A 24,641-nucleotide genomic window follows, 5' to 3' on the forward strand; every position below is an offset into this window, starting at 1 on the left:
CCATGCCATCGAGACGGGTGATCCTGGTGTTGACGCTCGGAGCCGTGGTGCCGCTCGCCGGGTGCACCTCAGCCGCGGGCTTCGAGGAGCGCATGGACTTTCTGCGGCAGATGTCCCGGCAGGGCGCGCAGACCCACGACCTGCTCGCGGCCCAGGAAGCCCCGGACATCGACGAGGAACGGTGCGACCGGGCGTTCGACGGAATCGTCCGCACCGAGGACTTCCCGTCCGACCTGCCCAGCGGCGGCCAGTCAAAGGAATGGGCCGCACAGATCCGCGAGTTCTTCGTGGACTCGTGCGTCTCCGGAAAACCCAAACCCACGGACAACCGCGAACCCCCCACCCCAACCCCGACAACAACAACGGCCGTCACGACCACAACAACCCCCGAACCGTGACAAACCCCCAGTAACCAACCATCCCACCCCGCGAGTCGCGCGCGAGAACACCGCGAGTCGCGCGCCCGGACACACCGAGTTGGTCAATTCGTGCATGTTGGGCCTCCGGGGGACCTACACGAATTCGACAACTCGTTGTGCGTGAGCGCGCGACTCGCCATGTTCTGGCGCGCGACTCGCGGTGTTCTGGGGCGCGACTCGCGGGTGGTGGTGGGTGTTTGGGGGGCGTTAAGGCGGGGGCTGGGGGCGTCAAGGTCTCGTCAGGGGGGCGCCGCTTGTGTCTCATCGGGCGCAGACTCCGCTCGGTTGGTCGCCGTTGGGGCGGCCCACGTGGAGGGAGCATGGGGCTGATGGCCGACCTGGCCTGTGCCGTGCTGCTGATCGCCGGCTTCCTGGTCCTCGCCTTGGCGTTGCGTGGATTGGAGTGGCTGTGAGTGGCGCCGGTGTCCTGGCGAACGTCGTCGGCGGTGTGCTCGCACTGCTGCTGATCATCTACCTGTTCGTGGCACTCACCCGTCCGGAGAGGTTCTGATGACGTCCACTGTGGCCGGTCTGCTCCAGGTCGGTGTGCTGCTGGTGGCGCTCGCGGTCGTGTACCGGCCGCTGGGGGACTACATGGCGCGGGTGTTCACCGACCGCGACCACCTCGCGGTCGAACGCGCCATCTACCGCGTCGGCCGGGTGAACCCGGAGAGCCAGCAGCGTTGGCCCGTGTACGCCGCGGGGGTGCTCGGGTTCTCGCTCGTGTCGATCGTGCTGCTCTACCTCGTCCAGCGGCTGCAACCGTTGCTGCCGTGGAACTTCGGCCGCGGTGCCGTCGAACCGGGCATCGCGTTCAACACGGCGGTCAGTTTCGTGACGAACACGAACTGGCAGTCGTACGTGCCCGAGGTCGTCATGGGGCACACGGTCCAGATGCTGGGTCTGACGGTGCAGAACTTCGTGTCCGCGGCCGTCGGGCTCGCGGTGGCGATCGCGCTGGTGCGCGGGTTCACGCGGTCGGCGACGGACCGGCTCGGCAACTTCTGGGTGGACCTCGTGCGCGGCGTCGTGCGGATCCTGCTGCCCATGGCGTTCGTGTTCGCGGTCGTGCTGATCGCGCTGGGCGTGGTGCAGAGCCTGGCGTCCGGGGTGGCGGTGACGAACCCGGACGGCTCGTCGAGCACGATCGCGCTCGCCCCGGCCGCGTCGCAGGAGGCGATCAAGGAGCTGGGCACGAACGGCGGCGGCATCTTCAACGCCAACTCGTCCCACCCGTTCGAGAACCCCAACGGCTGGACGAACCTGGTCGAGATCTTCCTGATCCTCGTCATCCCGGTGAGCCTCACGAGGACGTTCGGCACGCTGGTCGGCAACCGGCGGCAGGGTTACGCACTGCTGTCGGTGATGGCGGTGCTGTGGGGCGCGATGCTGACCGTCGTCTGGTGGGCCGAGGCGCACCCGAACGGGCCCGCCGCGCTGCTCGCCGGCGCCGCCGTGGAAGGAAAGGAACAACGGTTCGGGATTCCCGGTTCGGCGTTGTTCGCCGACGCCACCACGGGAACGTCCACCGGCGCGGTGAACGCGATGCACGACAGCTTCACCGGCCTCGGTGGCGGCGGGGTGATCCTGAACATGCTGTTCGGCGAGATGACGCCGGGCGGCGTGGGCACGGGCCTGTACTCGATCCTGGTGATGGCGATCATCGCCGTGTTCCTCGCCGGGCTGATGGTCGGCCGCACGCCGGAGTACCTCGGCAAGAAAGTGGGGCGTCGCGAGGTGACGGCCGCCGCGATCTCCATCCTCGCCATGCCGACCGTGCTGCTGCTCGGCGCGGGCATCGCGATCCTGCTGCCCGGCACACCCGGCCACCTCGCGAACAGCGGCAGCCACGGCTGGTCGGAGGTGCTGTACGCCTACACGTCCGCGTCGAACAACAACGGCAGCGCGTTCGCGGGCATCACCGTCACGAGCCCGTGGTTCCAGTCCTCACTGGGCATCTGCATGCTGTTCGGCCGGTTGATCCCGATCCTGGCGGTGCTGTGCCTCGCCGGATCGCTTGCGGCGCAGAAGAAGGTGCCCGCGACGGCCGGCACGCTGCCCACCCACGGCCCGCTGTTCGGCACGCTGCTGACCGGCACGGTCGTGCTCGTCGCGGCACTCACGTTCGTCCCCGCACTCGCCCTCGGTCCCGTCGCGGAGGCACTCGCATGACCACCACGACCGAACGACCCGTCGCCGACCGGCGCCACGCCGCGAGGACCGGCCGGGTCGGCGCCGGGGTGTTCAGCCCCCGCCAGTTGCTCGTGTCCCTGCCGGACGCGCTGCGCAAGCTCGACCCGCGCCACCAGGTGCGCAACCCCGTCATGTTCGTCGTGTGGGCGGGCTCGGTGCTCACCACGGTGTTCGCGGTCGGGGACCCGAGCGTGTTCACGGTCATGGTCGCGGTGTGGCTGTGGTTCACGGTCCTGTTCGCCAACCTGGCCGAGGCGGTGGCCGAGGGCCGCGGCAAGGCGCAGGCGGAGACCCTGCGACGCACCAAGAAGGAGACGATGGCGCGCAGGCTGCGCGCCGACGGCGTCGAGGAACACGTGCCGGGAGCGGAACTGCGGGTCGGTGACCTGGTGGTCGTCGAGGAGGGACAGGTGATCCCCGGCGACGGTGACGTCGTCGAGGGCATCGCCACGGTCGACGAGTCGGCGATCACCGGTGAGTCCGCGCCGGTGATCCGCGAGTCGGGCGGTGACTTCTCGTCGGTCACCGGCGGCACCACGGTGCTGTCCGACCGCATCGTCGTGCGGATCGCGACGAAACCCGGCGAGTCGTTCGTGGACCGGATGATCGCGCTCGTCGAGGGCGCGCGGCGGCAGAGGACACCCAACGAGATCGCCCTGACGATCCTGCTCTCCACACTGACCATCATCTTCCTGCTCGCCGTCGTGACCTCGCAGCCGATCGCGCGGTACTCGGGCGGTACGCAGTCGGTGATCGTGCTGACCGCGTTGCTGGTCTGCCTCATCCCCACGACGATCGGCGCGCTCCTCAGCGCGATCGGCATCGCGGGCATGGACCGGCTGGTGCAGCGCAACGTGCTCGCCACGTCCGGCCGGGCGGTCGAGGCCGCCGGGGACGTGTCCACCCTGCTGCTCGACAAGACCGGCACGATCACCTTCGGCAACCGGCAGGCCACCGAGCTGATCCCGACCGGTACGTCCACAATGGACGAACTGGCGGCGGCGGCCCGGCTGTCCAGCCTCGCCGACAGCACCCCGGAGGGCCGCGGCATCGTCGGCCTCGTGGCGAGGAACCACGGGCCGGCCGGGCAGGCGGGCGACGACGAGAAGGCGGCCGAGTTCGTGCCGTTCACCGCGCGGACCCGCATGTCCGGCATCGATCTGGCCGACCGGCACGTCCGCAAGGGCGCCGCGTCCGCCGTCCGCGCGTGGGTCACCGAGGCGGGTGGGGACGTGCCCGTGGCCGTCGACGAGGTGGTCGACCGGATCAGTGCCGAAGGCGGCACACCGCTCGTGGTGGCGGAACGCGTCGACGGCACCGCGGTGGTCCACGGCGTGATCCGGCTGTCCGACGTGGTGAAGCCCGCCATGAGGGAGCGGTTCGCCGAGCTGAGGGCCATGGGCATCCGGACCGTCATGATCACCGGCGACAACCCGTTGACGGCGCGGGCGATCGCGGCGGAGTCCGGTGTGGACGACTACCTCGCGGAGGCCAGGCCGGAGGACAAGATGGCGTTGATCCGCACGGAACAGGAGGGTGGCCGGCTCGTCGCGATGACCGGGGACGGCACCAACGACGCGCCCGCCCTCGCCCAGTCCGACGTCGGCGTCGCGATGAACTCAGGGACCATGGCCGCCAAGGAGGCCGGGAACATGGTCGACCTGGACTCCGACCCGACGAAGCTCATCGAGATCGTCGCGATCGGCAAGCAGCTGCTGATCACCCGCGGCGCTCTCACGACGTTCAGCGTGGCCAACGACCTCGCGAAGTACTTCGCGATCCTGCCCGCCATGTTCGCGGGCATCTTCCCCCAGCTGGACAAACTGAACATCATGAACCTGCACAGCCCGGCGTCGGCGATCACGTCGGCCGTGGTGTTCAACGCGCTCGTCATCATCGGCCTCGTCCCGCTCGCGCTGCGCGGTGTGCGGTACCGGCCGTCGACCGCGTCCGCGCTGTTGCGGCGCAACCTCCTCGTCTACGGGCTTGGTGGCGTCGTCACGCCGTTCGCCGGCATCTGGCTCATCGACCTCGTCGTCCGACTCGTCCCGGGAATGTGACTCCATGAACTCGCTCGCCAAACAGACCTTCGCCGGGCTGCGTGTCCTCGTGGTCCTCACCGTGCTGCTGGGCGTCGGCTACCCGCTCGGCGTGTGGCTCGTCAGCCGGCTGCCCGGGTTGCACGCCAACGCGGAAGGCTCCGTCGTCGCGGTCGACGGCAGGACCGTCGGGTCCGACCTGATCGGCATCGACCCGGTGGCGAAGGACCCGGCGCACGACCCGTGGTTCCACACGCGGCCTTCCGCGATCGCGCTCGACCGGGACGGGGACGGGTCCCCCGACGCGCTGGGCCCCGCGGACCCGTCGGTGTCAGGCGGCTCCAACAAGGGCGGTTTCGACGACGACCTCGCCGCCGCCATCCAGGCCCGCAAGGACGCCGTCGCCCGGCGCGAGGGCGTGCACCCGGCGCGGGTGCCCGCCGACGCCGTGACCGCGTCGGCGTCCGGCCTGGACCCGCACATCAGCCCCGCCTACGCAGAACTGCAGGTGCCCAGGGTCGCCCGCGAGAACGGGTTGTCCGAAGAGGACGTTCGCGCGCTGGTCACCGGCAACACCGACGGCCGCGGCGCCGGGATCCTCGGTGAACCCGGCGTGAACGTGCTGAGGCTGAACCTCGCCGTCCAGGCGGCGGGAAGGTGAACGTCAGCCTCGCCAGGGGCGCACGTTCCCCCAACCCCAGGCCGGCATCGGCTCCGCCGCGTTCGGCGTGGCGTCCGGGGCGGAGAAGATCACCGCCAGGCGGGTGCCCCATTCGAGGTAACCCGCGAACGCGGAACGGAACTCCGGGTCGTCGGGCAGACCCACCTCGTCGGCGGTGCCCTGCAGAAGCGCGACCCACCGTCGGCGCTGCTGCTCGGTGATGCCCTTGCCGAGGTGCATCGCGATCATGTGCGGGTGCCCGCCGCGTTGCTCCGAGTACGTGCGGGGACCGCCGAACACCTCGCTGAGCCACGTCGCGACGTGCTTCGCGTGGTCGGCGTCCATGTCGGCGAACAGCGGTGCGAGCAACTCGTCCTGCGGGACCCGCTCGTAGAACGTCTGGAAGAGCTTGTCGAACGCCTCGGCGCCGCCCGCCCACTCGAACAGGGTCGGTACCGGATCGGCGATCTCGACCGGCGCGTAGTGGCGCATCTCCTCGATGTCGTCGACGAACGCGCCGATCTCGGCGAAGAACGGCGGGAAGTGCGGGCCGGTGCGGAACCCCTCCACGTGGTCGCGGGTGGAGGTCCAGGTCAGCCGGACCACGTAGCTCTCGGTATCCTCCTCGCAGCGCGTCAGTTCGAGGTCGCGGCACTCGGGCGCGGCCGCCAGGTGCACGGCCGCGCGGCGGTAGGCGTCCTCGAACTCCGTCGACCGCTCGGCGGGCACGCGGTAGCGGATGTACTCGATCCTCACCCGGCTAGTCGATCACCCTTGGTTCGGGGTCGGCAAGTACGTACTTTGTGGTTCGTGAACGTGCGGAGAACGCGGTACTACTGCCCGGTCGAACTCGCCGTCGACGTCATCGGCGGGAAGTGGGCCGTGGTCGTGCTGGCCCACCTCAAGGACGGTGCGCACCGGTACGGCGAACTGCGCAGGCGGATGCCGGACGTCAGCGAGAAGGTCCTCACCACCCGGTTGCGTGAGCTGGAGGCCGCCGGTCTCGTCGAGCGCACCGCCGACGACGGCGTCCCGCCGACCGTGACCTACCGGCTGTCCACCGAGGCCGCCGAACTCGCCCCGGCGCTGCGTGTCCTCTACGACTGGGGCCAACGCCGCGCCGACCGCGACGGCATTCCGATCGAACCGGTCACCTGACCGGCCCGGCTCCGCGTCACCGGCTGAAACCGGCGGCGAGACCGCGGAGCAGCTGGCGGCGGCCGAAGGCGTAGAGGGCCAGGATCGGCAGCGTGGTCAGCACGACGGCGGCGACGATGGCGGGCACGTTCACGCTGTACTGGCCCTGGAAACTCCACAGCGCGAGCGGCAGCGTCCGTTTGTCCGGGCTCTGGGTGAGGACCAGCGGCAGCAGGAACCCGTTCCAGATGTTCAGTGCGTTGTAGACGGTCACCGTGAGGATGGCGGGCCGGGTCAACGGTGCCGCCAGCCGCCACATCGTCATCCACTCGGTGGCGCCGTCGATCCGCATCGCCTCGAACAGTTCCTTGGGCACGTCGCGGATGAAGTTGGCCAGCACCAGCACCGACAGCGGGATGGCGAATGCGATCGACGGCAGGATCAGCGCCATCAGGCTGTCGTACAGCCGCAGCTCGATGATGATCAGGTAGATGGGGATCACGGTCGCCTGGAGCGGGATCGCGAGCCCCATCAGGAACAGCCCGTTCACCACGCGCAGGAACCGCAGCCGCCAGCCCCGCACGATCGCGTAGGCGGCCATGAAGGAGACCAGGACCGCGGGGATCACCGCGCCCGCGGTGGCGATGACGCTGTTGACGAAGTACGTGACGAACCCGGACTCCAGGACGAACCGGTAGTTCTCGAGGGTGGGGTCGCCCGGCGGCACCATCGGGTTGCTGGAGTAGTAGTTGGTCTGGAGCTTGAAACTGGTGATCAGCACCCAGTAGATCGGGATGACGATGATCGCCAGCCACAGCCAGCCCGCCAGGCCACCGAGCCAGTTGCGCCGGGTGGCGGCCGGGTTGCCGCGGCGTTGCCGCTCACGGCGCACCGGCGTCCGCTGCGGCGGCTTGGTCAGCGTGAGGCTCATGTCATGCCCCCTCGAACTGGCTCTGGCTCGCGTCCCGGCCACCCAGCCTGCGCAGCAGCAGGGCGAGCGCGAGGCCGACGAGGACGAGGATGACGGCGATGGCGCTGGCCGGGCCCATCAGGTTGGCCTGGAAACCCCGTTTGTACATGTCCAGCGCGAGCACGCGGGTCGCGTCGCCGGGGCCGCCTTCGGTCAGCACGAAGATGAGGTCGAAGAACGTCAGCGAACCGACCACCATCAGCGTCGACGAGGTGATGATCGTGTACTTCAGCTGGGGCAGGGTGATGCTGAAGAACTGGCGTACCCGCCCGGCGCCGTCGATCTGCGCCGCCTCGTACAGGCTCTGGGGGATCTGCCGCACGGCGCCCTGATAGATCAGCGAGTGGAACGGGATGAACTGCCAGGACACCACGAACACGACGAGGCTGAACGCGAGCGTCGGCCTCCCGAGCCAGTCCTGGCTGAGGAACTCGACGCCCAGCCCGGCGCCGAGGCCGAAGTTCGGGTCCAGCAGCGCCTTGTAGGCGATCGCGATGGCCGCCGAGCTGAGCAGCAGCGGGATGAGGTAGAGCACCGCCAGCACCGCTCGGTACCGCTGCTGCCCGGCCAGGAACGTGCCGATCAGGATGCTCATCGGCGTCTGCACCGCCCAGGACGCGAGCATCACCAGGAAGGTGATCCAGACGGCGTGCGGCAGCCCGGAGTCGGCGAGCACCGCCCGCCAACTGTCCAGTCCGGACGGATGGATGGCGCCGAGCCCGTCCCACGTGGTGAAGCTCAGCAGGAACACGCCGACCAGCGGGAGGAGGGCGAAGCCGACGAAGAACAGCAGCGCGGGCACGACCAGCCACGGCAGGATGCCGTGGCGGCCGCGCCGCGCCGCGTGGGGGGTGCGCACGGACATCGGTGTGCTCGCGGGCCCGCTCACTGCCCCGTTGCCGCGTTGAGGCTGTCGGCGAACTGCTGCGGTGAGATGGACAGCTGGAACAGCTTCACGATGTTGTCGAGCAGGGTCTCGGCGGCGGTCGGGTTGAGGGCCTGGTCCCACGACTGGGCGAAAGTCTTGGCGTTGCTGGCGATGTCGTAGACGAAGGTGACGAAGTCCGCGTTCTTGCTGGCCTCCAGCTGCGCCTGCGTGCCCTTCAGGATCGGCACCCCGCCGGACTCGATCCAGTCCTTCACCTCCTGGTCGTCGAGCACACCGCTGGTGAAGAACTTCTTGGCGACCTCTTTCTGCTCCGCGCTGGCCTTGGCGGAGATGGCGAGGTACTGGCCGGGGTTGCCGACGGTGTCGCTGGGGTCGCCCGCGCCGCCCTCGACCGGCGGGAAGTTCATGTAGCCGAGGCCGCCGCTCGGCACGAAGTCACCGCCCTGGGCCTGCTGGATGCCGTAGGACCAGGAGCCGTGCAGCATCATCGCGGCCTTGCCGGTGTACAGCAGGGCCTGGTCGGCGTTGGAGTCCGCGGTGACCGAGGAGAACCCGTCGACGAAACCCTTGGCGCGGACCAGGTCCTGCAGCTTCGTCAGCGCCTCGATGGCGGCCGGGTGCGACCACGCGTCCTTCTCGCCCTCGAACGCGGCCTGGAACACCTCGGGGCCGCCGATGCGGTCGAACAGGAACTCCAGCCACATCATGTTCGTCCAGCGGGACTGGCCGCCCAGCGAGAACGGCGCGATGTTCTTAGCCCGGAACTTCGGCACCAGGGCCATGATGTCGTCCCACGACTCCGGCGGTTCCACGCCGACGTCGTCGAAGACCTTCTTGTTGTAGTACAGGACGATCGGCTCGACCGTCTCGCACGGCATCGCGTAGATCTTGCCGTCGATGGTCGCCGGGCCGAACGAGGAGTCGATCAGCCGGTCCTTCACCTTCGGGTTGTCGTCGAACCACGAGGTGAGGTCGTCGACCTGACCCGCTTCGACCCAGGTGCGCAGCCCGCCGCCGCCCCAGCCCCAGATGATCGTGGGCGCCTGCCCCGCGCCGAGCGCGGTCTTGATCTTCGTCTTGTACGGGTCGTTCAGGAACGCGGTGGTGGCGATCTTCGAGTCGGGGTTGGCCTCGTTGAACCGGTCCACCGAACCCTGCCGGATGCCTTCCTGCGGTGGTCCGCTGAGGAACCAGTACGACGCGCCGCCGCCGGCGCTGCCCGGTCCGGAGGTGCCACAGCCGGAGAGTGCCAGCGAAACCGGCACGCTCGCGGCCAAACCGAGGACGGTACGTCGAGAAATTGGTGTGCCCACGCTGGTGCTCCGTTCTCGCGCCGAGACTCCGCTGGCTCATGTGTTTCGAAAACTTTCGAAAAGTTTCGAAAACCGGCTTGGCCAGCCTAGGGATTCGGGCAGATTAGTGTCAAGACGCACATTGCTTGATTGCCTGAAATAGGGCGGAAAAGTATGCTCATCGCGACCTCGAAACATTTCGAAACTTTCGGTCCCGTGCAAAGGAGTCGTGATGGCGACGGCCGACAGGTCGCCGGCGGAGAGCTCGGGGGAGCCGACGAAGCCGACGCCCGCGAGCGCCGGACGCACCACGTTGGCGGCCGTCGCGCGGCTGGCGGGGGTCTCCGTCGCGACCGTGTCGAAGGTCGTCAACGGGCGCAGCGACGTGGCGCCGGAGACCCGCTCCCGGGTGCGGGAACTGTTGCGCCGGTACGACTACGTCGCGCCCGCCGTCCGCCGCACGGAGGTCACCGCGCCCCCGGCCGTGGAGGTGCAGTTCGCCGGCGACCTCAAGCCGTACGTGGCGGAGGCGCTCGCCGGTATCGTCGACGCGGCGACCGAGCTGGGGGTCTCCGTGGTGATCAGCCGACCGGAACGGGGCCCTCGCTGGGCGCGGGACCTGGTCGCGACGGGCCGCCGCGCACTGATCGCGGTCACGAGCGTGTACACCCCCGCGTACCTGGACGCGCTGACCCAGGCGGGGCTCCCGCTCGTCGTGCTCGACCCGCTGCACCTGCCGCACAGCGACGTCAACAGCGTCGGGTCGACCAACTTCGCGGGCGGGTTCGCGGCGACCCAGCACCTGCTCGGGCTCGGCCACCGCCGCATCGCCTACCTCGGCGGCCCGGTGATCTCGGCCGCCAACCAGGCACGCGCACACGGCTACCGGGCCGCGATGGAGGCGAGGGACCTGCCGGTGCCGGACGCTTACGTCCGGTCGGGGGAGTTCACCTACGAGACGGGCGTGCTCGGCGCCGCGGCGTTGCTGGACCTCACCGAACCGCCGACCGCCGTGTTCGCGGGGAACGACGAGATCGCCCTCGGCGTCGTCGAGACCGCACGCACCCGCGGGCTGCGCGTGCCGGAGGTGCTGAGCGTGGTCGGCTTCGACGACTCGCTCCTCGCCAGGGTGGCGTCACCACCGCTGACCACCGTGCGACAGCCGCTGCGGGAGATGGGCGGCGTGGCCCTGCGCACCGCCCTCCGCCTCGCCGACGGCGAACGCCTCGAGTCCCACCACGTCGAACTCGCCACCGAACTGGTCGTCCGGGGCTCGGCCACACGGGTATGACCCGTGGGCGGCCCGGCCGCTGTGGGCCGAGCCGCCGAACCTGACGGTCGGTCCCGGGCTCAGCCCGCCTTGGTGTGGCGCTGCAGGTGCTGCGCGTACCCGGCGAAGTCGGCCGCCAGCTGTGCCGGGGTCCAGCCGCCGTCCCGGTAGGTCACGAACGACTCGGCCGGGTGGGCCCAGATGGCGAAGCGGTCACCGCCGAAGCTGAAGTACTGGCCGGTGATGGCCGCGGACTCCGGGGAGCTGAGGTAGACCACGAGTGGGGTGACGTCCTCGACGGTGCCGGTGCCCTGGCGGCGCAGCTCCGGCGGGACCGGTTCGCCCGCCTCCACTTTGGACACGATGTCGGCCAGTGCGGGGATGGTCGCCGCCATCCTCGTGAGGGCCTTGGGCACCACGGCGTTCACCGTGACGTCGATCTTCGCCAGCTCCACCGACCACACGCGGACGAGCGCGATGATCGCGGCCTTCGCCGCGGCGTACGCGGTCTGGCCGAAGCCACCCGACTGGCCCGCCGGCGATCCGATGAGGATCAGCCTGCCGCCCCCGCCCTGTTCGCGGAACCGGCGCGCGGCGGCGCGGCCACAGGTGATGGTGCCGCGCAGATGGCTGTCCAGCACCAGGTCCAGTTCCTCGTCGGTCAGTTTCAGCAGGGTCCGGTCCCGCAGCGCGCCCGCGTTGGTGCACATGACGTCCAGGCGGCCGAACTCCTTCACCGCGCGCTCGACCAGTGCGTCCGCGGCCTGCGTCGTGCCGACCGCGCACACCTCGGCGACGGCCGTGCCGCCCGCCGCCGTGATGGCGTCGACGGCCTCCGTGGCCGCGTCGGCGTCCAGGTCGTTGACCACCACCGCGGCCCCGGACCGGGCGAGTGCCTCGGCGTAGGCACGGCCGAGGCCCCGTCCCGAGCCGGTGACGACCGCGACCCTGCCGGTCAGGTCGATATCGTCGCTCATTCGTCGTCCTCCTGGGCTCAGCGGTTGATCTTGATCGAGGCGAAGTCGTAGTCGCCCAGCTTGGGCACCTGGAACCCGGTGACGCCGGGGCGGAAGGCCGCCGCCCAGTGCACGCCGCAGATCGGGATGACCGGTGGGCCGGCGTCGAACACGTCGGTGATGATCCGCCGGGTCGGTCCCTGGCGTTCGTTCTCGTCGCTGCTCGCGCGGGACCGCGCGAGCAGGTCCGCCACGCCGTCGATGGCGAAGCCGCCCGGGTTGTAGGCGCCGCCGGGCAGGTAGTAGTCGGCGATGAACTGGCTCGGATCCGGGCGGGTGACCTGGACGCGCTGGATCGTCGCGGTGAAGTCCCCGCGTCTGGTGTCCTGGATCATCTGGGTGAACTCGAGCGTGCGCAGTCCGGTGTCGACACCGATCTCCGTGAACTGGGCCTGAAGGATCTGTCCCATGTCCGCGAAGCTGGTGTTGGGCAGGTGGACGATCTCGAAGGAGAACCCGTTCGGCAGTCCGGCGTCGGCGAGGAACTGCCGGGCCTTCGCGACGTCGTGGTACTCGGAGACGTCGTCCAGGTCGGGGACGTTCGGCCAGAACCCGGTGCTGAACGGCTGCGCGGTGGGTGTGCAGTCGCCGTCGAAGAGGCTCTCGCTGATCGCCTCGCGGTCGATGGCGTACGTCAGTGCCCTGCGCACGAGCGGGTCGCCGAACTCCGACCTCGCGGTGTTCAGCAGGAGCGCGAAGACCGTGCTGCTCGGGCCTTTCACGATCGACAGGTTGTTGGCCTCCGCCTCCTCGACCTGACCGGCCGCGATGGTCGTGCCGTCCATCTCGCCGGACACGACCGAGCGCAGGCGGGTCGGTTCGTCGTTGAAGACGGTCATCTCGATGCCGCCGATGGTGGTCTTGTCGGCGTTCCAGTACTTGTCGAACTTGGTGAACGTGATCTTGCCCTGCCGGAGGTCGGTGAGTGCGAAGGGACCGGTGCCGACCGGTTTCGTGCTCAGGTCGGTACCCGCGAGGGCTGTCGGTTCGACCACGATGCCGGCTTCGCCGGACAGGACGTCGAGGATGTGGCCCGACGGCTCGCTGAAGTCGATCCGTACCTCGTACTCGCCGAGCGCCTCGACCCGGTCCACCTTCGTGAGGGACGTGGCCTGCGCGCCCTTCGCGCGGAAGGCGTCCAGGGACGCGACGACGGCGGCGGAGTCGAACGGCGCACCGTTGTGGAAGGTGACGCCTTCGCGGAGCGTGAGGGTGAGGGATTTGTGGTCCTCGGTGAACTCCCACTCGGTCGCGAGCCCCGGCTGGAGTTCACCGGCCGGGGTGCGGCCGATGAGGCTCTCGTACACCACGTCGAGGAAGACCGGGTCCAGCGGCGCGGACAGGCGTGGGTCGAACGAGGTGGGCATGCCGGGGACCGCGTACCGGAAGACCGCGTTCGGGTCGAACGAGCCGTCGCCGGTCGCCGCTGTCCCGCCGCCGCCGCAGCCGGCGAGCGCCAGCGCCGCGGTGGCCGCCAGCGCGATGGCCCGGAGGATGCGTTGTCTCATGGTCAGCGGCTGATCTTGATCGAGGCGAAGTCGTAGTCGCCGAACTTGGGCACCTGGAACCCGGTGACGCCCGGACCGAACGCGGCGACCCACTGCACGCCGCAGACCGGGATCACCGGCGGGCCCGCCTCGAACACGTCGGAGATGATCTGCCGGGTCGGCCCCTGCCGCTCCTTCTCGTCACTGCTCGCGCGGGACTCCGCCAGGAGGTCCGCCACACCGTCGAGGCTGAAGCCGCCCGCGTTGTAACCGCCGCCCGGCAGGTAGAAGTCGGCGACGAACTGGCTCGGGTCCGGCCTGCCGACCTGCAGCAGCGAGACGGCCGCGCTGAAGTTGCCGGTCCTGCGGTCCTGGATCATCTGGCTGAACTCCAGCGTCCGCACCTTCGCGTCGATGCCGACCTCCTTGAGCTGCGCCTGGAGGATCTGGCTCAGGTCCTGGTAGGTCGTGTTGGGCCCGTTGACGAGTTCGAAGGAGAACCCGTCCGGCAGCCCGGCGTCGGCGAGGAACTGCCTGGCCTTGGCGACGTCGTGGAACCTGCCCGCGTCGTCGAGGTCGGGCACGTTCGGCCAGAACCCCTTGCTGAACGGCTGGACCGTCGGCGTGCAGCCACCGTCGAAGAGGCTCTCGCTGATCGCCTCGCGGTCGATCGCGTACATCAGCGCCTTGCGCACGAGCGGGTCGCCGAACTCCGACGCCTTGGTGTTCAACAGGATCCCGTTGATCGTGCTGTTCGGGCCCCGCACGAGCGACAGGCCGTTGGCCTCCGCCTCCTCGATCTGCCCCGCCGAGATGGTCGAACCGTCCATCTCGCCGGACACGACCGAGCGCAGGCGGGTCGGCTCGTCCGCGAAGACCGTCATCTCGATGCCGCCGATGGTGGTCTTGTCGGCGTTCCAGTACTTGTCGAACTTGGTGAACGTGATCTTGCCCTGCCGCAGCCCGCTGAGCTCGAAGGCGCCGGTGCCGACCGGTTTGGTCCCGAGGTCGGGATCCGCGAGCGCCTTCGGTTCGACGACGATGCCCGCCTCGCCGGCGAGGATGTTGAGCATGTAGCCCGAGGGCTGGGAGAAGTCGATCCGCACGGCGTACTTGTCGATCGCCTCGACCGTGGTCACCGTCTTGAGCGACGCGGCCTGCGCGCCCTTCGCGCGGAAGGCGTCCAGGGACGCGACGACGGCGGCGGAGTCGAACGGCGCACCGTTGTGGAAGGTGACGCCTTCGCGGAGCGTGAGGGTGAGGGATTTGTGGTCCTCGGTGAACTCCCACTCGGTCGCGAGCCCCGGTCGCAGTTCACCGGCCGGGGTGCGGCCGACCAGGCTCTCGTACACCACGTCCAGGAAGACCGGGTCCAGCGGCGCGGACAGGCGTGGGTCGAACGAGGTGGGCATGCCGGGGACCGCGTACCGGAAGACCGCGTTCGGGTCGAACGAGCCGTCGCCGGACGAGCCCGTCCCACCACCGCAACCGGCGAGCGCCAGCGCCGCGGTGGCCGCCAGCGCGAAGGTCCGGAGGATGCGTTGTCTCATGGGTGACCTCCATTGGTCAGCTGTGACGGCGGGCTCACGCGGGGGGCGCGCCGCCGAGAAGGGGGGAGCGAGAAGGGTCAGGAGGATCTGGTCATCGCGTCCCGGTCCGGTGCGCCGACCGAGGACGGCGAAGCGGACGCCGCCGGTTCGTGGCGCAGGCAGGCGACCCGGCGGGTCGGGCTGATCTGGATCAGGGGTGGGTCGTCGGTGGCGCAGGCGTCCATCGCCACCGGGCAGCGGCTCCGGAACCGGCAGCCGGACGGTGGTGACGCCGGGTCGGGCAGCTCGCCGTGCAGCACGGTGCGCTGCCGGGACCGTTGCAGGTCGGGGTTGGGCACGGGCACCGCCGACAGCAGTGCCTTGGTGTAGGGGTGGGCGGGCGACTCGGCGATGTCGGTCGCCGTGCCCTCCTCGACGATGCGGCCGAAGTACATGACCGCGATCCGGTGCGCGAGGTGCCGGACGGTGGCGAAGTCGTGCGAGACCAGCACCACCGCCTGGCCGCTCTCGTGCTGGATGTCCATCAGCAGGTTGAGGATCTCCGACCGGGTCGACAGGTCCAGCGCCGATGTCGGTTCGTCGGCGATCAGCACGCTCGGGGACAGCGCCAGTGCCCTGGCGATGCACACCCGCTGCCGTTGTCCGCCCGACAGTTCGTCCGGACGCCGGAACGCGAACTCGGGGTCGAGCGCCACCCGTTCCAGCAGCGGCCCGGCGTGTGCCGCCATGTCGCGGCGGGAGATCCGGCCGTGCACCAGCAGCGGCTCGGCGACCGCGTGGCCGACGGTCTTCGTCGGGTCCAGCGCGCCGTACGGGTCCTGGAAGATGTACTGCAGCTGTTCGCGGACACCCTTGAGCGCCTTTCCGCGTACCCGGCTGACGTCCGTGCCGCGCACCTCGACGGTGCCCTCGTCCGGTTCGGTCAGCCGCGCGATCAGCTGGGCGACCGTCGTCTTGCCGGAGCCCGATTCGCCGACGAGCCCCAGCGTGGTGCCCGCGTGGACGGTCAGGTCCACGCCGTCGACCGCCCGCACCGTCCGCAGTGGACGGCCGAACACGGTGCGGGTCAGGGGAAAGCTCTTCACCAGGCCGGTCGCCTCGACGACCACCTCCCGCTCAGCCACGGGGCACCCCCTGGAGCGTCACGGCGCCGCTCGCCACGCGGCCGCACCGGGTCCGGTGACCGCCGGGAAGTTCGGCCTCGGGCTGGGGTGACGAGCACACGTCCGGCACTGCGTGCCCGCAGCGTGGCTGGAACCGGCAGCCGACGGGGAAGCGGCCCGCGGGCGGCACGCGGCCGGGGATGACGGTCAGCCGGGTCCTGGGCTGCCCGGCTTGCGGCACCGCGGCCAGCAACGCGCTCGAGTACGGGTGCCGCGGTTCGTAGAACAGGCCGCGGACCGAGGTCCGCTCGACCACGTGCCCGGCGTACATCACGACCACGTCGTCGCAGAAGTCCGCCACCACCCCGAGGTCGTGGGTCACCAGCAGCACCGCGAGGTCGAGGTCGCGCCGCAGGTCCCGGAGCAGTTCGAGGATCTCGGCCTGGATCGTCACGTCCAGTGCGGTGGTCGGCTCGTCGGCGATGACGAGCTTCGGGTCGCAGGCGATGGCCGCCGCGATCATGACCCGCTGCTGCATCCCGCCGGACAGCTCGTGCGGGTAGGACCTGGTCCGCTGCCGGGCGTTGGGGATGCCCACCCGGTCGAGCAGGGACTCCGCCGCACGCAGCGCGGTCGCCTTGCGCTCGCCGAGGTGGATCCGCCGTGCCTCGGCGATCTGGTCGCCGACGGTCATCGTCGGGTTGAGGCTGCTCATGGGCTCCTGGAAGACGATGCCCACCGGGCCGCCCCGGACCCGGCGGAGGTCGCGCTCGGTGCAGTTCAGCAGGTCCACCCCGTCGAAGAGCACCGAACCGGCGCGCACAGGGAGATTGGGAGGTAAGAGGCCCAGGACGGCCATCGAGGTGAGGCTCTTCCCGCACCCGGACTCGCCGATCAACGCCAGCGACCGGCCGCGGTGCAGCTCGAACGTGACGTCCTCGACGAGACCGCGCTGGCCGGGCCCACCGGGCAGGTCGATGGTCAGGCCCTCGACCGACAGCAGGGGAGTCCCGACCGCGGCGGCGCTGTCGACGGTGCTCGCACTCGCGGTCACGCGCGCCTCCTGATGCCGACCGCGTCGCGGATCGCGTCGCCGATCGTGTTGAACGCCAGCACCGTCAGGACCATCGCCGCCCCCGGCGGCACGACGGCGAACGGGGCCTTGAACTGGTTCGCGTACGCCGCCTCGAGCATCGACCCCCAGCTCGCGTCGGGTGGCTGGACGCCGAGGCCGAGGAAGCTCAGGCTCGCCTCCACCAGCAGTGCCACGCCCATCAGGATGGTCACCTGGACCATCAGGGGCGCGGCGATGTTCGGCAGGACGTGCACCACGAGGATCCTGCGGCGTGACGACCCGATCGCCGTCGCCGAGCTCACGAACGTCTCCTCGGCCACCGCGACCGACGCGCCGCGCACCACTCGGAACATGGTCGGCGTGAAGATGATGCCGACGGCGATCATGGTGGTGACGAGACCGGGGCCGAGGATGGCGACGATCGCGAGCGCACCGACGAGCGCGGGCAGCGCGAGCACCGTGTCGGCCAGCCGCCCGGCGACGGTGTCGACCCACCCGCCGCGGATCGCCGCCAGCATGCCGACCGGCAGTCCGATGAGGACCGCGATGCCGACGGAGATCAGCGGGGCGATGATCGTGATCCGGGAGGCCTCGATCATCCGGCTCAGCACGTCCCGGCCGAAGTCGTCGGTGCCGAACCAGTGCGACCAGCTCGGGCCCGCGAACCGGATGGCGAGGTTCTGCGCGTCCGGGTCGTGCGGGGTGACCAGCGGACCGAGGACCGCCAGCAGCGCGAGCAGCGCCACGAACCCCACGGAGGCGGCACCCGCCGGTTTGCGCAGCACCGCGCGGACGACCTGGCCGCGGCGTGGCCGGGCGTGCGGAGGCGGTTGCGGGGGAGCGGTCACCGGTATCGACGACGTTGTGGTCATGACGCGCGCACCTTCGGGTTGATCCAGCCGTAGGCCAGGTCGACGACGAGATTGATGACCACCACGACGACCGCGCAGAACAGCACGTAGCCCTGGATGACGGGGTAGTCGCGTTGCAGGACCGAGTTGACGGCCAGCGAGCCGAGCCCGCTGATCCCGACGACCGCCTCGATGACGATCGTCCCGCCGAGCAGGCGGCTGGTCTGCAGCCCGAGCACGGTGACCACCGGGATCGCGGCGTTGCGCAGGACGTGCCTGCGTACCAGCCGCGTGGTGGACGAGCCGCGCGAGCGGGCGGTTCTGATGTAGGGCCGGGTGAGCACGTCGGCCACGCAGCCGCGGGTGTGCCGGGCCAGTTCGGCCGCGGTGGCGAGGCCGAGCGCCAGCGCCGGGATGAGGATGTGGGAGAGCCACGGCCCGAAGCCGTTCTCCAGGGGCACGTAGGTGGTGGCCGGCAGCCACTTCAGCGACAGCGAGAACACCGACACCAGCAGCATCGCGACCCAGAAGCTCGGCATCGCGATGCCGAGCGTCGCGACCGTCGAGATCAGCCGGTCGAGCCAGGTGCCCTGCCGCAGCCCGGCGAGCACGCCCGCACCGACCCCGATGACCACCGCCAGGACGATCGCGGTGAGCGCGAGCGCCAGGGTCGGCGGTGCGGCGTCGACGATGCTCGTGGTGACGGGACGGCCGGTGAACACCGACTCCCCGAGGTCGCCGCGGAGCACGCCCCCCAGCCACGACACGTACTGTTCGACCACGGGCCGGTTCAGCCCCAGTTGTTCGCGGATCCGGTCGACGTCGGCGACCGTGGCGTTCTCGCCCGCGATGACCTCGGCCGGATCGCCGGGGATCAGCTGCACCATGAGGAAGGTGAGGAGCGAGACCAGCCAGAGGACGAGCAGCCCACCACCTACCCGGCGGATGACCATCCGTGCGTTCATTGTCTTCTCCGTCCGGCGCTGGGCGGTAGAGACACAGCCGCGATGAGCTGCGTGTTCGAAGAAGTGTCCGATAATAGGACTGAATGTTCAAATTGTGAAAGCATTGTGCATGGCCGAAACCGCGAGGTCAAGAAGGCGGTCCACCGACGTGCACCGGCGCGCGGGCAGGGGCGACCGCCGCGGGGCACGTGCCCCGCGGCGGTGCCCGGGTGGTCAGATGTCGCCGTCGGCGATCTGTTTGGCGGCCTCGGTCAGTCGCTGGGCCACGTGCTCGACGTCGACGTCGGCCATCGAGACGATGCCGATGGCGGCGTCGAGCGACTGCCCGTCCCCGTCGAACAGCGGCACGGCGACGCCGACCGCGCCGGCCGTCAGCCTGCCCCGGGAGACGGCGTACCCGGCGCGGCGCGCCTCCTGGACGGCCTCCGGGTCGGCCGGGTTCGGCTTGCGTGCCATCAGGATCGCCAGGCCGCTGGCGCCCTGGTCGAGCGGGTGCCGGGCGCCGCTGTGCTGGGAGAGGTGGTACACCGACTCCGGCGGTTCGACCACGGCGAGGGCGACCGCGTCCCCGCCGTCGGCCACGACGCACTGCGCGGTCGCACCGAACTCGTGGGCGAGCCTGCGCAGGTGCGGGGCCGTCGCCCGGCGCAGTTCGTGGCTGACCTGCCGGGTCAGCTGGATGACGCCGAGCCCGAGCCGGTAGCGGCCGGAGCCGCCCTCGGCGACGAACCGGTGTGAGCGCAGCGTGGCCAGGAGCCGGTACACCGCCTGGCGGTGCACGCCGAGGGACGTCGCCAGCTCCGCGACCGTCATGTCGCGGTCCTCGACTGCGAGGAGTTCGAGCAGCCGCAGCCCCCGGTCGAGGGTGAGCGAACCGCTCTGGGCGGGACCGTCGCCGTCACTGGTCATGTCTGGCACCTTTCCGACCCTATCCACGCGCTGGGACACCGGCGCGCACCCCCGTCCGGTTCGCCGCGGCCAAAGCTCCCGCGACACGCCCGAAAGCCATGCACTCCGCGAGGCTCGCGCCCCCGGCTGGGTACAGCAGGCCGTGGATCGAGCCGAGTTCCCCCGCCGAGTACAGGTTCGGGATCGCGTCGCCGTTGACCCCGATGACCCTGGCGTGCTCGTCGCGCCGCGGTCCGCCGACGGTGTGCGACCCGCCGGGCCACAGGGGCACGGCGTAGAAGCGGTCACCGGTGAGCGGGGTGAGCGTGGCCGGGTCGCGACCGAAGTCGTCGTCCCGGCCACGGGCACACAGCTCGTTGTACCGCGCCACGGTCGAGGACAGCTCGCCGGGATCGAGGTCGCAGTCCTTCGCGAGGTCCGGTATCGAGGTGGCTAAGCGGATCCACCCCCGTTCGAGTTCGGCCATGTTGTCGGTGCTCCAGTCGTGGTCGCGGACCGGGCCGGCCGGGCCGGAGTAGGTGGGCACGAGCGGCGCCCTGGCGAAGCGGGCGTCGTCGAAGATCCACCACGTGGGGATGCGCGGGCGGGTGAGCCGCGCCGCGTCCATGGCGGTCAGTTCCAGGTTGGCGGCGTGCTGGCGGCCGGGTTCGGCGAGGAACCGGCGGCCCGCGCCGTCCACGAAGACCGCGCCGGGGTTGCCGTCGGCGGCCGGGCCGAAGCGGCCGGAGCCCCACAGGTCGATGCCGGTGCCACCGTCGTAGCCGGTGCCGTCGAAGCGGGCGACGAAGTGGCCCGGCCAGGTGTTCATGTGCCACAGGTCGGCACCGATCTCCTGGGCCATCCGGACGCCGTCGCCGGTGTTGTCCTGGCTGCCGTAGAAGTGGGCCGGGGTGACCGGGAGGTACTGGCGTTTCAGCGACTCGTCGCCCTCGAAGCCACCGGTCGCGAGGACGACACCGCGCCGCACGCCGATGTCGCGTTGCCCGGCCCGGACGCCGGTCACTCCGCCGTCCGGTCCGGTCAGCAGGGTGGTGGCCGCGGTGTCGTAGCGGACCTCGATGCCACGCTTGCCGACCAGCGACCGCAGGAAGCCGTGCAGTGGGCAGCCCGGGTACGGGGCGGTCGGCTGGGCCTTGTACACGGTGACCGCGTCGTGGCCGGGCAGGGTGTCGTGCTCGCCGTGCAGGTCCATGACCGTGTACTCGCCGCCGTGTTCGGACAGCCATCCCGGGTTGGCGGCGGTCTGTTCGGCCCACGTGCGGATCAGTGCCGGGCTGACCTCCTCGCCGTTCACCGCGTACAGGGCCGCGAGGTACCGGCATGCGCCGTCGACGTCGGTGGGTACCAGGAAGAACCCGGCGGCGTACCGGCTGTTGGGCCGGTGGTTGTCGGCGGGCTGCTTCTCCAGCACCACGACCCGCGCGCCCGCGTCGTGCGCGGTCACCGCCGCGACGGCGCCCGCGTTGCCGAAGCCCAGTACCGCCACGTCGACGGTCTCGTCGAACTCGCCAGTGAAGTACATGTCATGCTCCGGTAAGGCCGAACAGCCGGGCCGCGTTGCCCTTGAGGATCTTCGGGCGGACCTCGTCGCGGAAGTCCGCCTTCGCGAAGTCCTCGAGCCACCGCTCCGGGGTGATCATCGGGAAGTCCGAGCCGAAGAGGACCTTGTCCTTCAGCAGCGTGTTGGCGTACTGCACGAGCTGCGGCGGGAAGTACCTGGGCGACCAGCCCGACAGGTCGATGTGGACGCCCGGTTTGTGCATGGCCACGGAGAGCGCCTCGTCCTGCCAGGGGAACGACGGGTGGGCGAGGATGATCCTCAGGTCCGGGAAGTCGGCGGCGACGTCGTCGACGGCCATGGGGTTGGAGTACTTCAGCCGCAGCCCGCCGCCGCCCGGCCTGCCCGCGCCCGCACCGGTCTGTCCGGTGTGGAACAGGGCGACCATGCCGTGTTCCTGCAGGACCTCGTACAGCGGGTAGGCCATCCGGTCGTCGGGGAAGAAGCCCTGGGAGGTCGGGTGGAACTTGAACCCGCGCACCCCATACTCGGTGATCAGGCGGCGGGCGAGCCGCACGCCCTCGGCACCGCGGTGCGGGTCGACGCTGGCGAAGGGGATGAGCACGTCGCCGTGCTCGGCGGCCTGCTCGGCGATCTCCTCGTTGGCCGGATGGGGGTCCCTGCCGGTCAGGTGCACCGAGTCGACGGTGAACACGACCGCGGCCATCCGCCGCCGCCGGTAGTAGTCGGCGAGCATCGGGACCGTGAACCGGGTGACCTTGCCCGCCTTGAAGTACTTCGCCATCGCCGCGAAGCCCTCGCCCTCGGTCTCCTCCTGGTCTTTCACGGAGAGCTGCACGTGGGTGTGGACGTCGATGGCCACCAGCTGGTCCACGTCGATGCCGGTCAGCGACGATGGTTCGCTCGCAAGCTCGCTCACGACAACACCACCGTGGCCGTGCCACTCAGCACGGTCTTGTCCGTGCCGGTGGTGGCCCGGACGGAGATCTCGGCGCGCTGCTCGCCGTCGACGTTCGCGATCGCCTCGACGCGGGCGGTCACCGAGATCGTGTCGCCCGGCCAGGTCGGCGCCTGGAAACGGGCCCGGTAGCGGCGCACGTTCGCGACGCCGAACCAGCTCGCCAGCACCTCGCCCGCCATGCCCATCACGAGCATGCCGTGCGACATCACCGTCGGGTTGCCCGCGATCGTCGTCGCGAACGGCTCGTCGGTGTGCAGCGGGTTGAAGTCCCCGGAGGCACCGGCGTACATGGCGATCTGGGTCCGCTTCAGGTCGGTGACCACGACCTGCGACCGCTCGTCGCCCACCGCGGTCACCGTCATCGCTTCACCACCGTCACGGTCGTGGCGCGGGCGACCAGCTCGCCGTTGGCGTCGTGGAAGTCCGTGTGCCGCTCGGCGAAGTCCAGCGCACCGGAACGGCCCTCCCTGGTCCACGTCCGGCCCTGTCGCTTGTGGACGGTCAGGGTCTCGCCGGCCTTCAGCGGCCGGAGGTACTCGAACTCCTGCTCCGCGTGCAGGCCCCCGCCGCCCTTCTTCACGCCGGGCTCGGCGCCGGAGCCGTGCCAGGGCTGACCCGGCCGCATCACCAGCGGCCAGTCCGGGTCGAAGTGGGCGTAGGCGATGGGGAACGTGAGCGGCACACCGCCGTCCGGCGGCGGCTGTGCGCCGAGGGCTCGGGAGAACGCGAGCACGTGTCCGTGCTCGATCGGGAAGTCGGTCATGTGGTGGCCTCCTCGGACGCCATCTCGCGCGCGAGCGCACGGTTGAGCTTGCCCGCGGGGGTACGCGGGATCGTGTCGGTGCGCAGCAGACGCCGAGGGTGCTTGTAGCGGGCGAGCCGCTCGTCGAGGTGGGTGGTCAGCTCCTCGTCGGAGAACCCGGCCAGGGCCTCCGCCGGGGCGACCATCGCGGTCACCAGCGCGCCCCACCGCTCGTCCGGCGTCCCGAACACGACCGCGTCGGTGATCGCCGGGTGCGCCAGCAGCGCCTGCTCGACCTCCTCGGGGAACACCTTCTCGCCGCCGGTGTTGATCACGCCGTCGCCGCGGCCGAGCAGCACCAGCCTGCCGTCGGCGTCCAGCGACGCGAGGTCACCGGGCACCGCGTACCGCACCCCGTCGATGACCCGCCACGTGCGCGCGGTGCGCTCCGGGTCGTGCAGGTAGCCGACCGGCTGCGGGCCCGCGCTGGCCAGCACGCCGACCTGCCCGCTGCCCGGCACGACGTCCCGGTCCTGCTCGTCGAGCACCCGCGCGACCTGGGCCAGCGCGAAGCGGCCGTCCGCGAGGTCGGCCTCCGAACTGGCCTCCGCGACGCCGAACGGACCACCTTCCGACGCGGAGATGTTGTCCACCAACGTCATCGACCCCGCCGCCAGCAGCCTGCGTTTCACGTCGACGCTCCAGATGACCCCGGAGCTGGTGATCTTCTTCAGGCTGCTGATGTCGTATGACGCCTCGGCCAGCGCGGCGAGCAGCGGCCTGCCGAACGCGTCCCCGACGATCACCATCTCCGTAATCCGGTGCTGCTGCACCGCCCGCCACACCTCGTGCCCGTCCAGCGACCGCGACGTGCAGAAGACGACGGTCCCGCCGCCGAGCAGCGTGCGCATCGCGTGGAAGAACCCGGTGCCGTGCATCAGCGGCGACATCGGCAGCACCACGGGTGTCCCGTCCCGGTCCGCCAGCGCGCCGACCGCGGTCCGCACCTCGTCCGGTGTGGTGGGGACGGGCAGGCCGTGCTGCCGGAACACCGAGGACAGGATGCCCAGCAGTCCGTCCCGGTCCCAGATCACGCCCTTCGGCCGCCCGGTGGTGCCGCCGGTGAGCAGGATGATCCCGTGCGTGCTGGCCGGGTCCGGGGTGGACAGTGCGGGGCCGTTCGTGGCCACGTCGTCGTAGGAGTCGCCGACCTCAAGCACCGCGGTGAGCCGGGGGAGCGCGCCGGAGATGTTCGCGACCCGCTCGGCAAGGCTCACGTCGTGGACGAGGGCCACCGCCTCCGTGTACTCCAGGACGTACCGCAGCTCCGGCTCCCGGTACCGGTAGTTGATGTTGACCGGGACCGCGCCGAGCAGGAACGCGGCCAGCACGGTCTCCAGGTACTCCGGGCTGTTGTAGAGCGCGACGGCCACCACGTCCCCGGGCCGCACCCCGCGGTCGTGCAGTGCCGCGGCGACCCGGCTCGCCCGGTCGTGCAGCTCCGTGTGCGTGAGCACCCGCTCGCCGTGCACGACCGCGGGCCGTGCGGCGGCGGCCGCACCGGCCGCGCGCAACGCCGCCGCGACACTCATC

General features: G+C 70.5%; 24 protein-coding genes. 7 read left to right on the forward strand and 17 right to left on the reverse strand.

Annotated elements, in window-relative coordinates; genetic code table 11:
- The first annotated feature begins 2 nt into the window (after nt 1-2).
- From ACIBVP_RS05255 to ACIBVP_RS05275, 5 genes are all read left to right on the forward strand, one after another.
- The gene (locus ACIBVP_RS05255; RefSeq protein WP_396104686.1) at nt 3-398 is read left to right on the forward strand and encodes a hypothetical protein; all 396 of its coding nucleotides are present in this window, start codon (nt 3-5) and stop codon (nt 396-398) included.
- A 430-nt stretch (nt 399-828) separates the two neighbouring features.
- Nucleotides 829-930, forward strand: coding sequence for a K(+)-transporting ATPase subunit F (gene kdpF, locus ACIBVP_RS05260; RefSeq protein WP_396104687.1), 102 nt, complete (start codon nt 829-831; stop codon nt 928-930).
- Nucleotides 930-2,591: a potassium-transporting ATPase subunit KdpA gene (gene kdpA / locus ACIBVP_RS05265; protein WP_396104688.1), complete on the forward strand. Its 1,662-nt coding sequence runs from the start codon at nt 930-932 to the stop codon at nt 2,589-2,591. The genes kdpF and kdpA overlap by 1 nt, the downstream gene beginning before the upstream one ends.
- A complete protein-coding gene (gene kdpB / locus ACIBVP_RS05270; protein WP_396104689.1) occupies nt 2,588-4,672 on the forward strand; it encodes a potassium-transporting ATPase subunit KdpB in 2,085 nt (694 codons plus the stop codon). The genes kdpA and kdpB overlap by 4 nt, the downstream gene beginning before the upstream one ends.
- Nucleotides 4,673-4,676: 4 nt before the next feature.
- The gene (locus tag ACIBVP_RS05275; protein ID WP_396104690.1) at nt 4,677-5,312 is read left to right on the forward strand and encodes a potassium-transporting ATPase subunit C; all 636 of its coding nucleotides are present in this window, start codon (nt 4,677-4,679) and stop codon (nt 5,310-5,312) included.
- Between the two features lie 3 nt (nt 5,313-5,315).
- Here ACIBVP_RS05275 and ACIBVP_RS05280 read toward each other — a convergent pair whose 3' ends face one another.
- Nucleotides 5,316-6,068 carry a group II truncated hemoglobin gene (locus ACIBVP_RS05280; protein ID WP_396104691.1) on the reverse strand — a complete coding sequence of 251 codons (753 nt, stop codon included), beginning with the start codon at nt 6,066-6,068 and terminating at the stop codon, nt 5,316-5,318.
- 54 nt (nt 6,069-6,122) lie between these two features.
- Between ACIBVP_RS05280 and ACIBVP_RS05285 the strand changes: the two genes are divergently transcribed.
- Entirely contained in the window at nt 6,123-6,470 is a 348-nt protein-coding gene (locus ACIBVP_RS05285) for a winged helix-turn-helix transcriptional regulator (protein WP_396104692.1), read from the forward strand.
- A gap of 16 nt (nt 6,471-6,486) precedes the next feature.
- Here the strand turns inward: ACIBVP_RS05285 and ACIBVP_RS05290 are convergent, their stop codons facing one another.
- Genes ACIBVP_RS05290 through ACIBVP_RS05300 form a run of 3 tightly spaced genes read right to left on the reverse strand, consistent with a single transcriptional unit; the run spans nt 6,487 to nt 9,585 of the window.
- Entirely contained in the window at nt 6,487-7,380 is an 894-nt protein-coding gene (locus ACIBVP_RS05290; protein WP_396104693.1) for a carbohydrate ABC transporter permease, read from the reverse strand.
- A gap of 1 nt (nt 7,381) precedes the next feature.
- The gene (locus tag ACIBVP_RS05295) at nt 7,382-8,284 is read right to left on the reverse strand and encodes a carbohydrate ABC transporter permease (protein ID WP_396104694.1); all 903 of its coding nucleotides are present in this window, start codon (nt 8,282-8,284) and stop codon (nt 7,382-7,384) included.
- Between the two features lie 20 nt (nt 8,285-8,304).
- Nucleotides 8,305-9,585 carry an extracellular solute-binding protein gene (locus tag ACIBVP_RS05300; RefSeq protein WP_396104695.1) on the reverse strand — a complete coding sequence of 427 codons (1,281 nt, stop codon included), beginning with the start codon at nt 9,583-9,585 and terminating at the stop codon, nt 8,305-8,307.
- A gap of 247 nt (nt 9,586-9,832) precedes the next feature.
- On the opposite strand from ACIBVP_RS05300, the gene ACIBVP_RS05305 reads away from it, so the two are divergent.
- The gene (locus ACIBVP_RS05305) at nt 9,833-10,891 is read left to right on the forward strand and encodes a LacI family DNA-binding transcriptional regulator (RefSeq protein ID WP_396104696.1); all 1,059 of its coding nucleotides are present in this window, start codon (nt 9,833-9,835) and stop codon (nt 10,889-10,891) included.
- Between the two features lie 59 nt (nt 10,892-10,950).
- Here the strand turns inward: ACIBVP_RS05305 and ACIBVP_RS05310 are convergent, their stop codons facing one another.
- The 13 genes from ACIBVP_RS05310 to ACIBVP_RS05370 form a co-directional block, all read right to left on the reverse strand.
- The gene (locus ACIBVP_RS05310; RefSeq protein WP_396104697.1) at nt 10,951-11,847 is read right to left on the reverse strand and encodes an SDR family oxidoreductase; all 897 of its coding nucleotides are present in this window, start codon (nt 11,845-11,847) and stop codon (nt 10,951-10,953) included.
- 17 nt (nt 11,848-11,864) lie between these two features.
- Nucleotides 11,865-13,394, reverse strand: coding sequence for an ABC transporter substrate-binding protein (locus tag ACIBVP_RS05315; protein ID WP_396104698.1), 1,530 nt, complete (start codon nt 13,392-13,394; stop codon nt 11,865-11,867).
- Between the two features lie 2 nt (nt 13,395-13,396).
- Nucleotides 13,397-14,923 (reverse strand): ABC transporter substrate-binding protein, encoded by a 1,527-nt coding sequence (locus tag ACIBVP_RS05320; RefSeq protein ID WP_396104699.1) that lies wholly within the window; start codon nt 14,921-14,923, stop codon nt 13,397-13,399.
- 77 nt (nt 14,924-15,000) lie between these two features.
- On the reverse strand, nt 15,001-16,047 hold the full coding sequence (locus tag ACIBVP_RS05325; protein WP_396104700.1) for an ABC transporter ATP-binding protein: 1,047 nt from the start codon (nt 16,045-16,047) through the stop codon (nt 15,001-15,003).
- Nucleotides 16,040-17,080: an ABC transporter ATP-binding protein gene (locus tag ACIBVP_RS05330; protein WP_396104701.1), complete on the reverse strand. Its 1,041-nt coding sequence runs from the start codon at nt 17,078-17,080 to the stop codon at nt 16,040-16,042. The genes ACIBVP_RS05325 and ACIBVP_RS05330 overlap by 8 nt, the downstream gene beginning before the upstream one ends.
- The gene (locus tag ACIBVP_RS05335; RefSeq protein WP_396104702.1) at nt 17,077-17,973 is read right to left on the reverse strand and encodes an ABC transporter permease; all 897 of its coding nucleotides are present in this window, start codon (nt 17,971-17,973) and stop codon (nt 17,077-17,079) included. The genes ACIBVP_RS05330 and ACIBVP_RS05335 overlap by 4 nt, the downstream gene beginning before the upstream one ends.
- Entirely contained in the window at nt 17,970-18,917 is a 948-nt protein-coding gene (locus ACIBVP_RS05340) for an ABC transporter permease (RefSeq protein WP_396104703.1), read from the reverse strand. The genes ACIBVP_RS05335 and ACIBVP_RS05340 overlap by 4 nt, the downstream gene beginning before the upstream one ends.
- 213 nt (nt 18,918-19,130) lie before the next feature.
- The gene (locus ACIBVP_RS05345; RefSeq protein ID WP_396104704.1) at nt 19,131-19,826 is read right to left on the reverse strand and encodes an IclR family transcriptional regulator; all 696 of its coding nucleotides are present in this window, start codon (nt 19,824-19,826) and stop codon (nt 19,131-19,133) included.
- Nucleotides 19,827-19,845: 19 nt separating this feature from the next.
- Nucleotides 19,846-21,348: an FAD-binding protein gene (locus ACIBVP_RS05350; protein ID WP_396104705.1), complete on the reverse strand. Its 1,503-nt coding sequence runs from the start codon at nt 21,346-21,348 to the stop codon at nt 19,846-19,848.
- Between the two features lies 1 nt (nt 21,349).
- Nucleotides 21,350-22,225: an amidohydrolase family protein gene (locus ACIBVP_RS05355; protein ID WP_396104936.1), complete on the reverse strand. Its 876-nt coding sequence runs from the start codon at nt 22,223-22,225 to the stop codon at nt 21,350-21,352.
- A 35-nt stretch (nt 22,226-22,260) separates the two neighbouring features.
- Complete coding sequence (locus tag ACIBVP_RS05360; protein WP_396104706.1) at nt 22,261-22,668, reverse strand: MaoC/PaaZ C-terminal domain-containing protein; 408 nt, start codon at nt 22,666-22,668, stop codon at nt 22,261-22,263.
- Entirely contained in the window at nt 22,665-23,069 is a 405-nt protein-coding gene (locus tag ACIBVP_RS05365; RefSeq protein ID WP_396104707.1) for a MaoC family dehydratase N-terminal domain-containing protein, read from the reverse strand. The genes ACIBVP_RS05360 and ACIBVP_RS05365 overlap by 4 nt, the downstream gene beginning before the upstream one ends.
- A complete protein-coding gene (locus ACIBVP_RS05370) occupies nt 23,066-24,640 on the reverse strand; it encodes an AMP-binding protein (RefSeq protein ID WP_396104708.1) in 1,575 nt (524 codons plus the stop codon). Before ACIBVP_RS05370 ends, ACIBVP_RS05365 begins: the two co-directional genes overlap by 4 nt.
- Nucleotide 24,641 lies beyond the last annotated feature (1 nt).

It is taken from the genome of Actinophytocola sp. NPDC049390 (assembly GCF_044466355.1).
Lineage (GTDB): Bacteria > Actinomycetota > Actinomycetes > Mycobacteriales > Pseudonocardiaceae > Actinophytocola.

Bases quoted from the DNA above. Each gene is read 5' to 3' on its own strand.
- ACIBVP_RS05350 (WP_396104705.1), bottom strand. From the start codon at position 21,348: ATGTACTTCACTGGCGAGTTCGACGAGACCGTCGACGTGGCGGTACTG.
- ACIBVP_RS05335 (WP_396104702.1), bottom strand. From the start codon at position 17,973: ATGACCACAACGTCGTCGATACCGGTGACCGCTCCCCCGCAACCGCCT.
- ACIBVP_RS05290 (WP_396104693.1), bottom strand. From the start codon at position 7,380: ATGAGCCTCACGCTGACCAAGCCGCCGCAGCGGACGCCGGTGCGCCGT.
- ACIBVP_RS05310 (WP_396104697.1), bottom strand. From the start codon at position 11,847: ATGAGCGACGATATCGACCTGACCGGCAGGGTCGCGGTCGTCACCGGC.
- kdpA (WP_396104688.1), top strand. From the start codon at position 930: ATGACGTCCACTGTGGCCGGTCTGCTCCAGGTCGGTGTGCTGCTGGTG.
- ACIBVP_RS05320 (WP_396104699.1), bottom strand. From the start codon at position 14,923: ATGAGACAACGCATCCTCCGGACCTTCGCGCTGGCGGCCACCGCGGCG.
- kdpB (WP_396104689.1), top strand. From the start codon at position 2,588: ATGACCACCACGACCGAACGACCCGTCGCCGACCGGCGCCACGCCGCG.
- ACIBVP_RS05370 (WP_396104708.1), bottom strand. From the start codon at position 24,640: ATGAGTGTCGCGGCGGCGTTGCGCGCGGCCGGTGCGGCCGCCGCCGCA.
- ACIBVP_RS05255 (WP_396104686.1), top strand. From the start codon at position 3: ATGCCATCGAGACGGGTGATCCTGGTGTTGACGCTCGGAGCCGTGGTG.
- ACIBVP_RS05360 (WP_396104706.1), bottom strand. From the start codon at position 22,668: ATGACGGTGACCGCGGTGGGCGACGAGCGGTCGCAGGTCGTGGTCACC.
- ACIBVP_RS05295 (WP_396104694.1), bottom strand. From the start codon at position 8,284: ATGTCCGTGCGCACCCCCCACGCGGCGCGGCGCGGCCGCCACGGCATC.
- ACIBVP_RS05275 (WP_396104690.1), top strand. From the start codon at position 4,677: ATGAACTCGCTCGCCAAACAGACCTTCGCCGGGCTGCGTGTCCTCGTG.
- ACIBVP_RS05340 (WP_396104703.1), bottom strand. From the start codon at position 18,917: ATGAACGCACGGATGGTCATCCGCCGGGTAGGTGGTGGGCTGCTCGTC.
- ACIBVP_RS05365 (WP_396104707.1), bottom strand. From the start codon at position 23,069: ATGACCGACTTCCCGATCGAGCACGGACACGTGCTCGCGTTCTCCCGA.
- ACIBVP_RS05345 (WP_396104704.1), bottom strand. From the start codon at position 19,826: ATGACCAGTGACGGCGACGGTCCCGCCCAGAGCGGTTCGCTCACCCTC.
- ACIBVP_RS05305 (WP_396104696.1), top strand. From the start codon at position 9,833: ATGGCGACGGCCGACAGGTCGCCGGCGGAGAGCTCGGGGGAGCCGACG.
- ACIBVP_RS05315 (WP_396104698.1), bottom strand. From the start codon at position 13,394: ATGAGACAACGCATCCTCCGGGCCATCGCGCTGGCGGCCACCGCGGCG.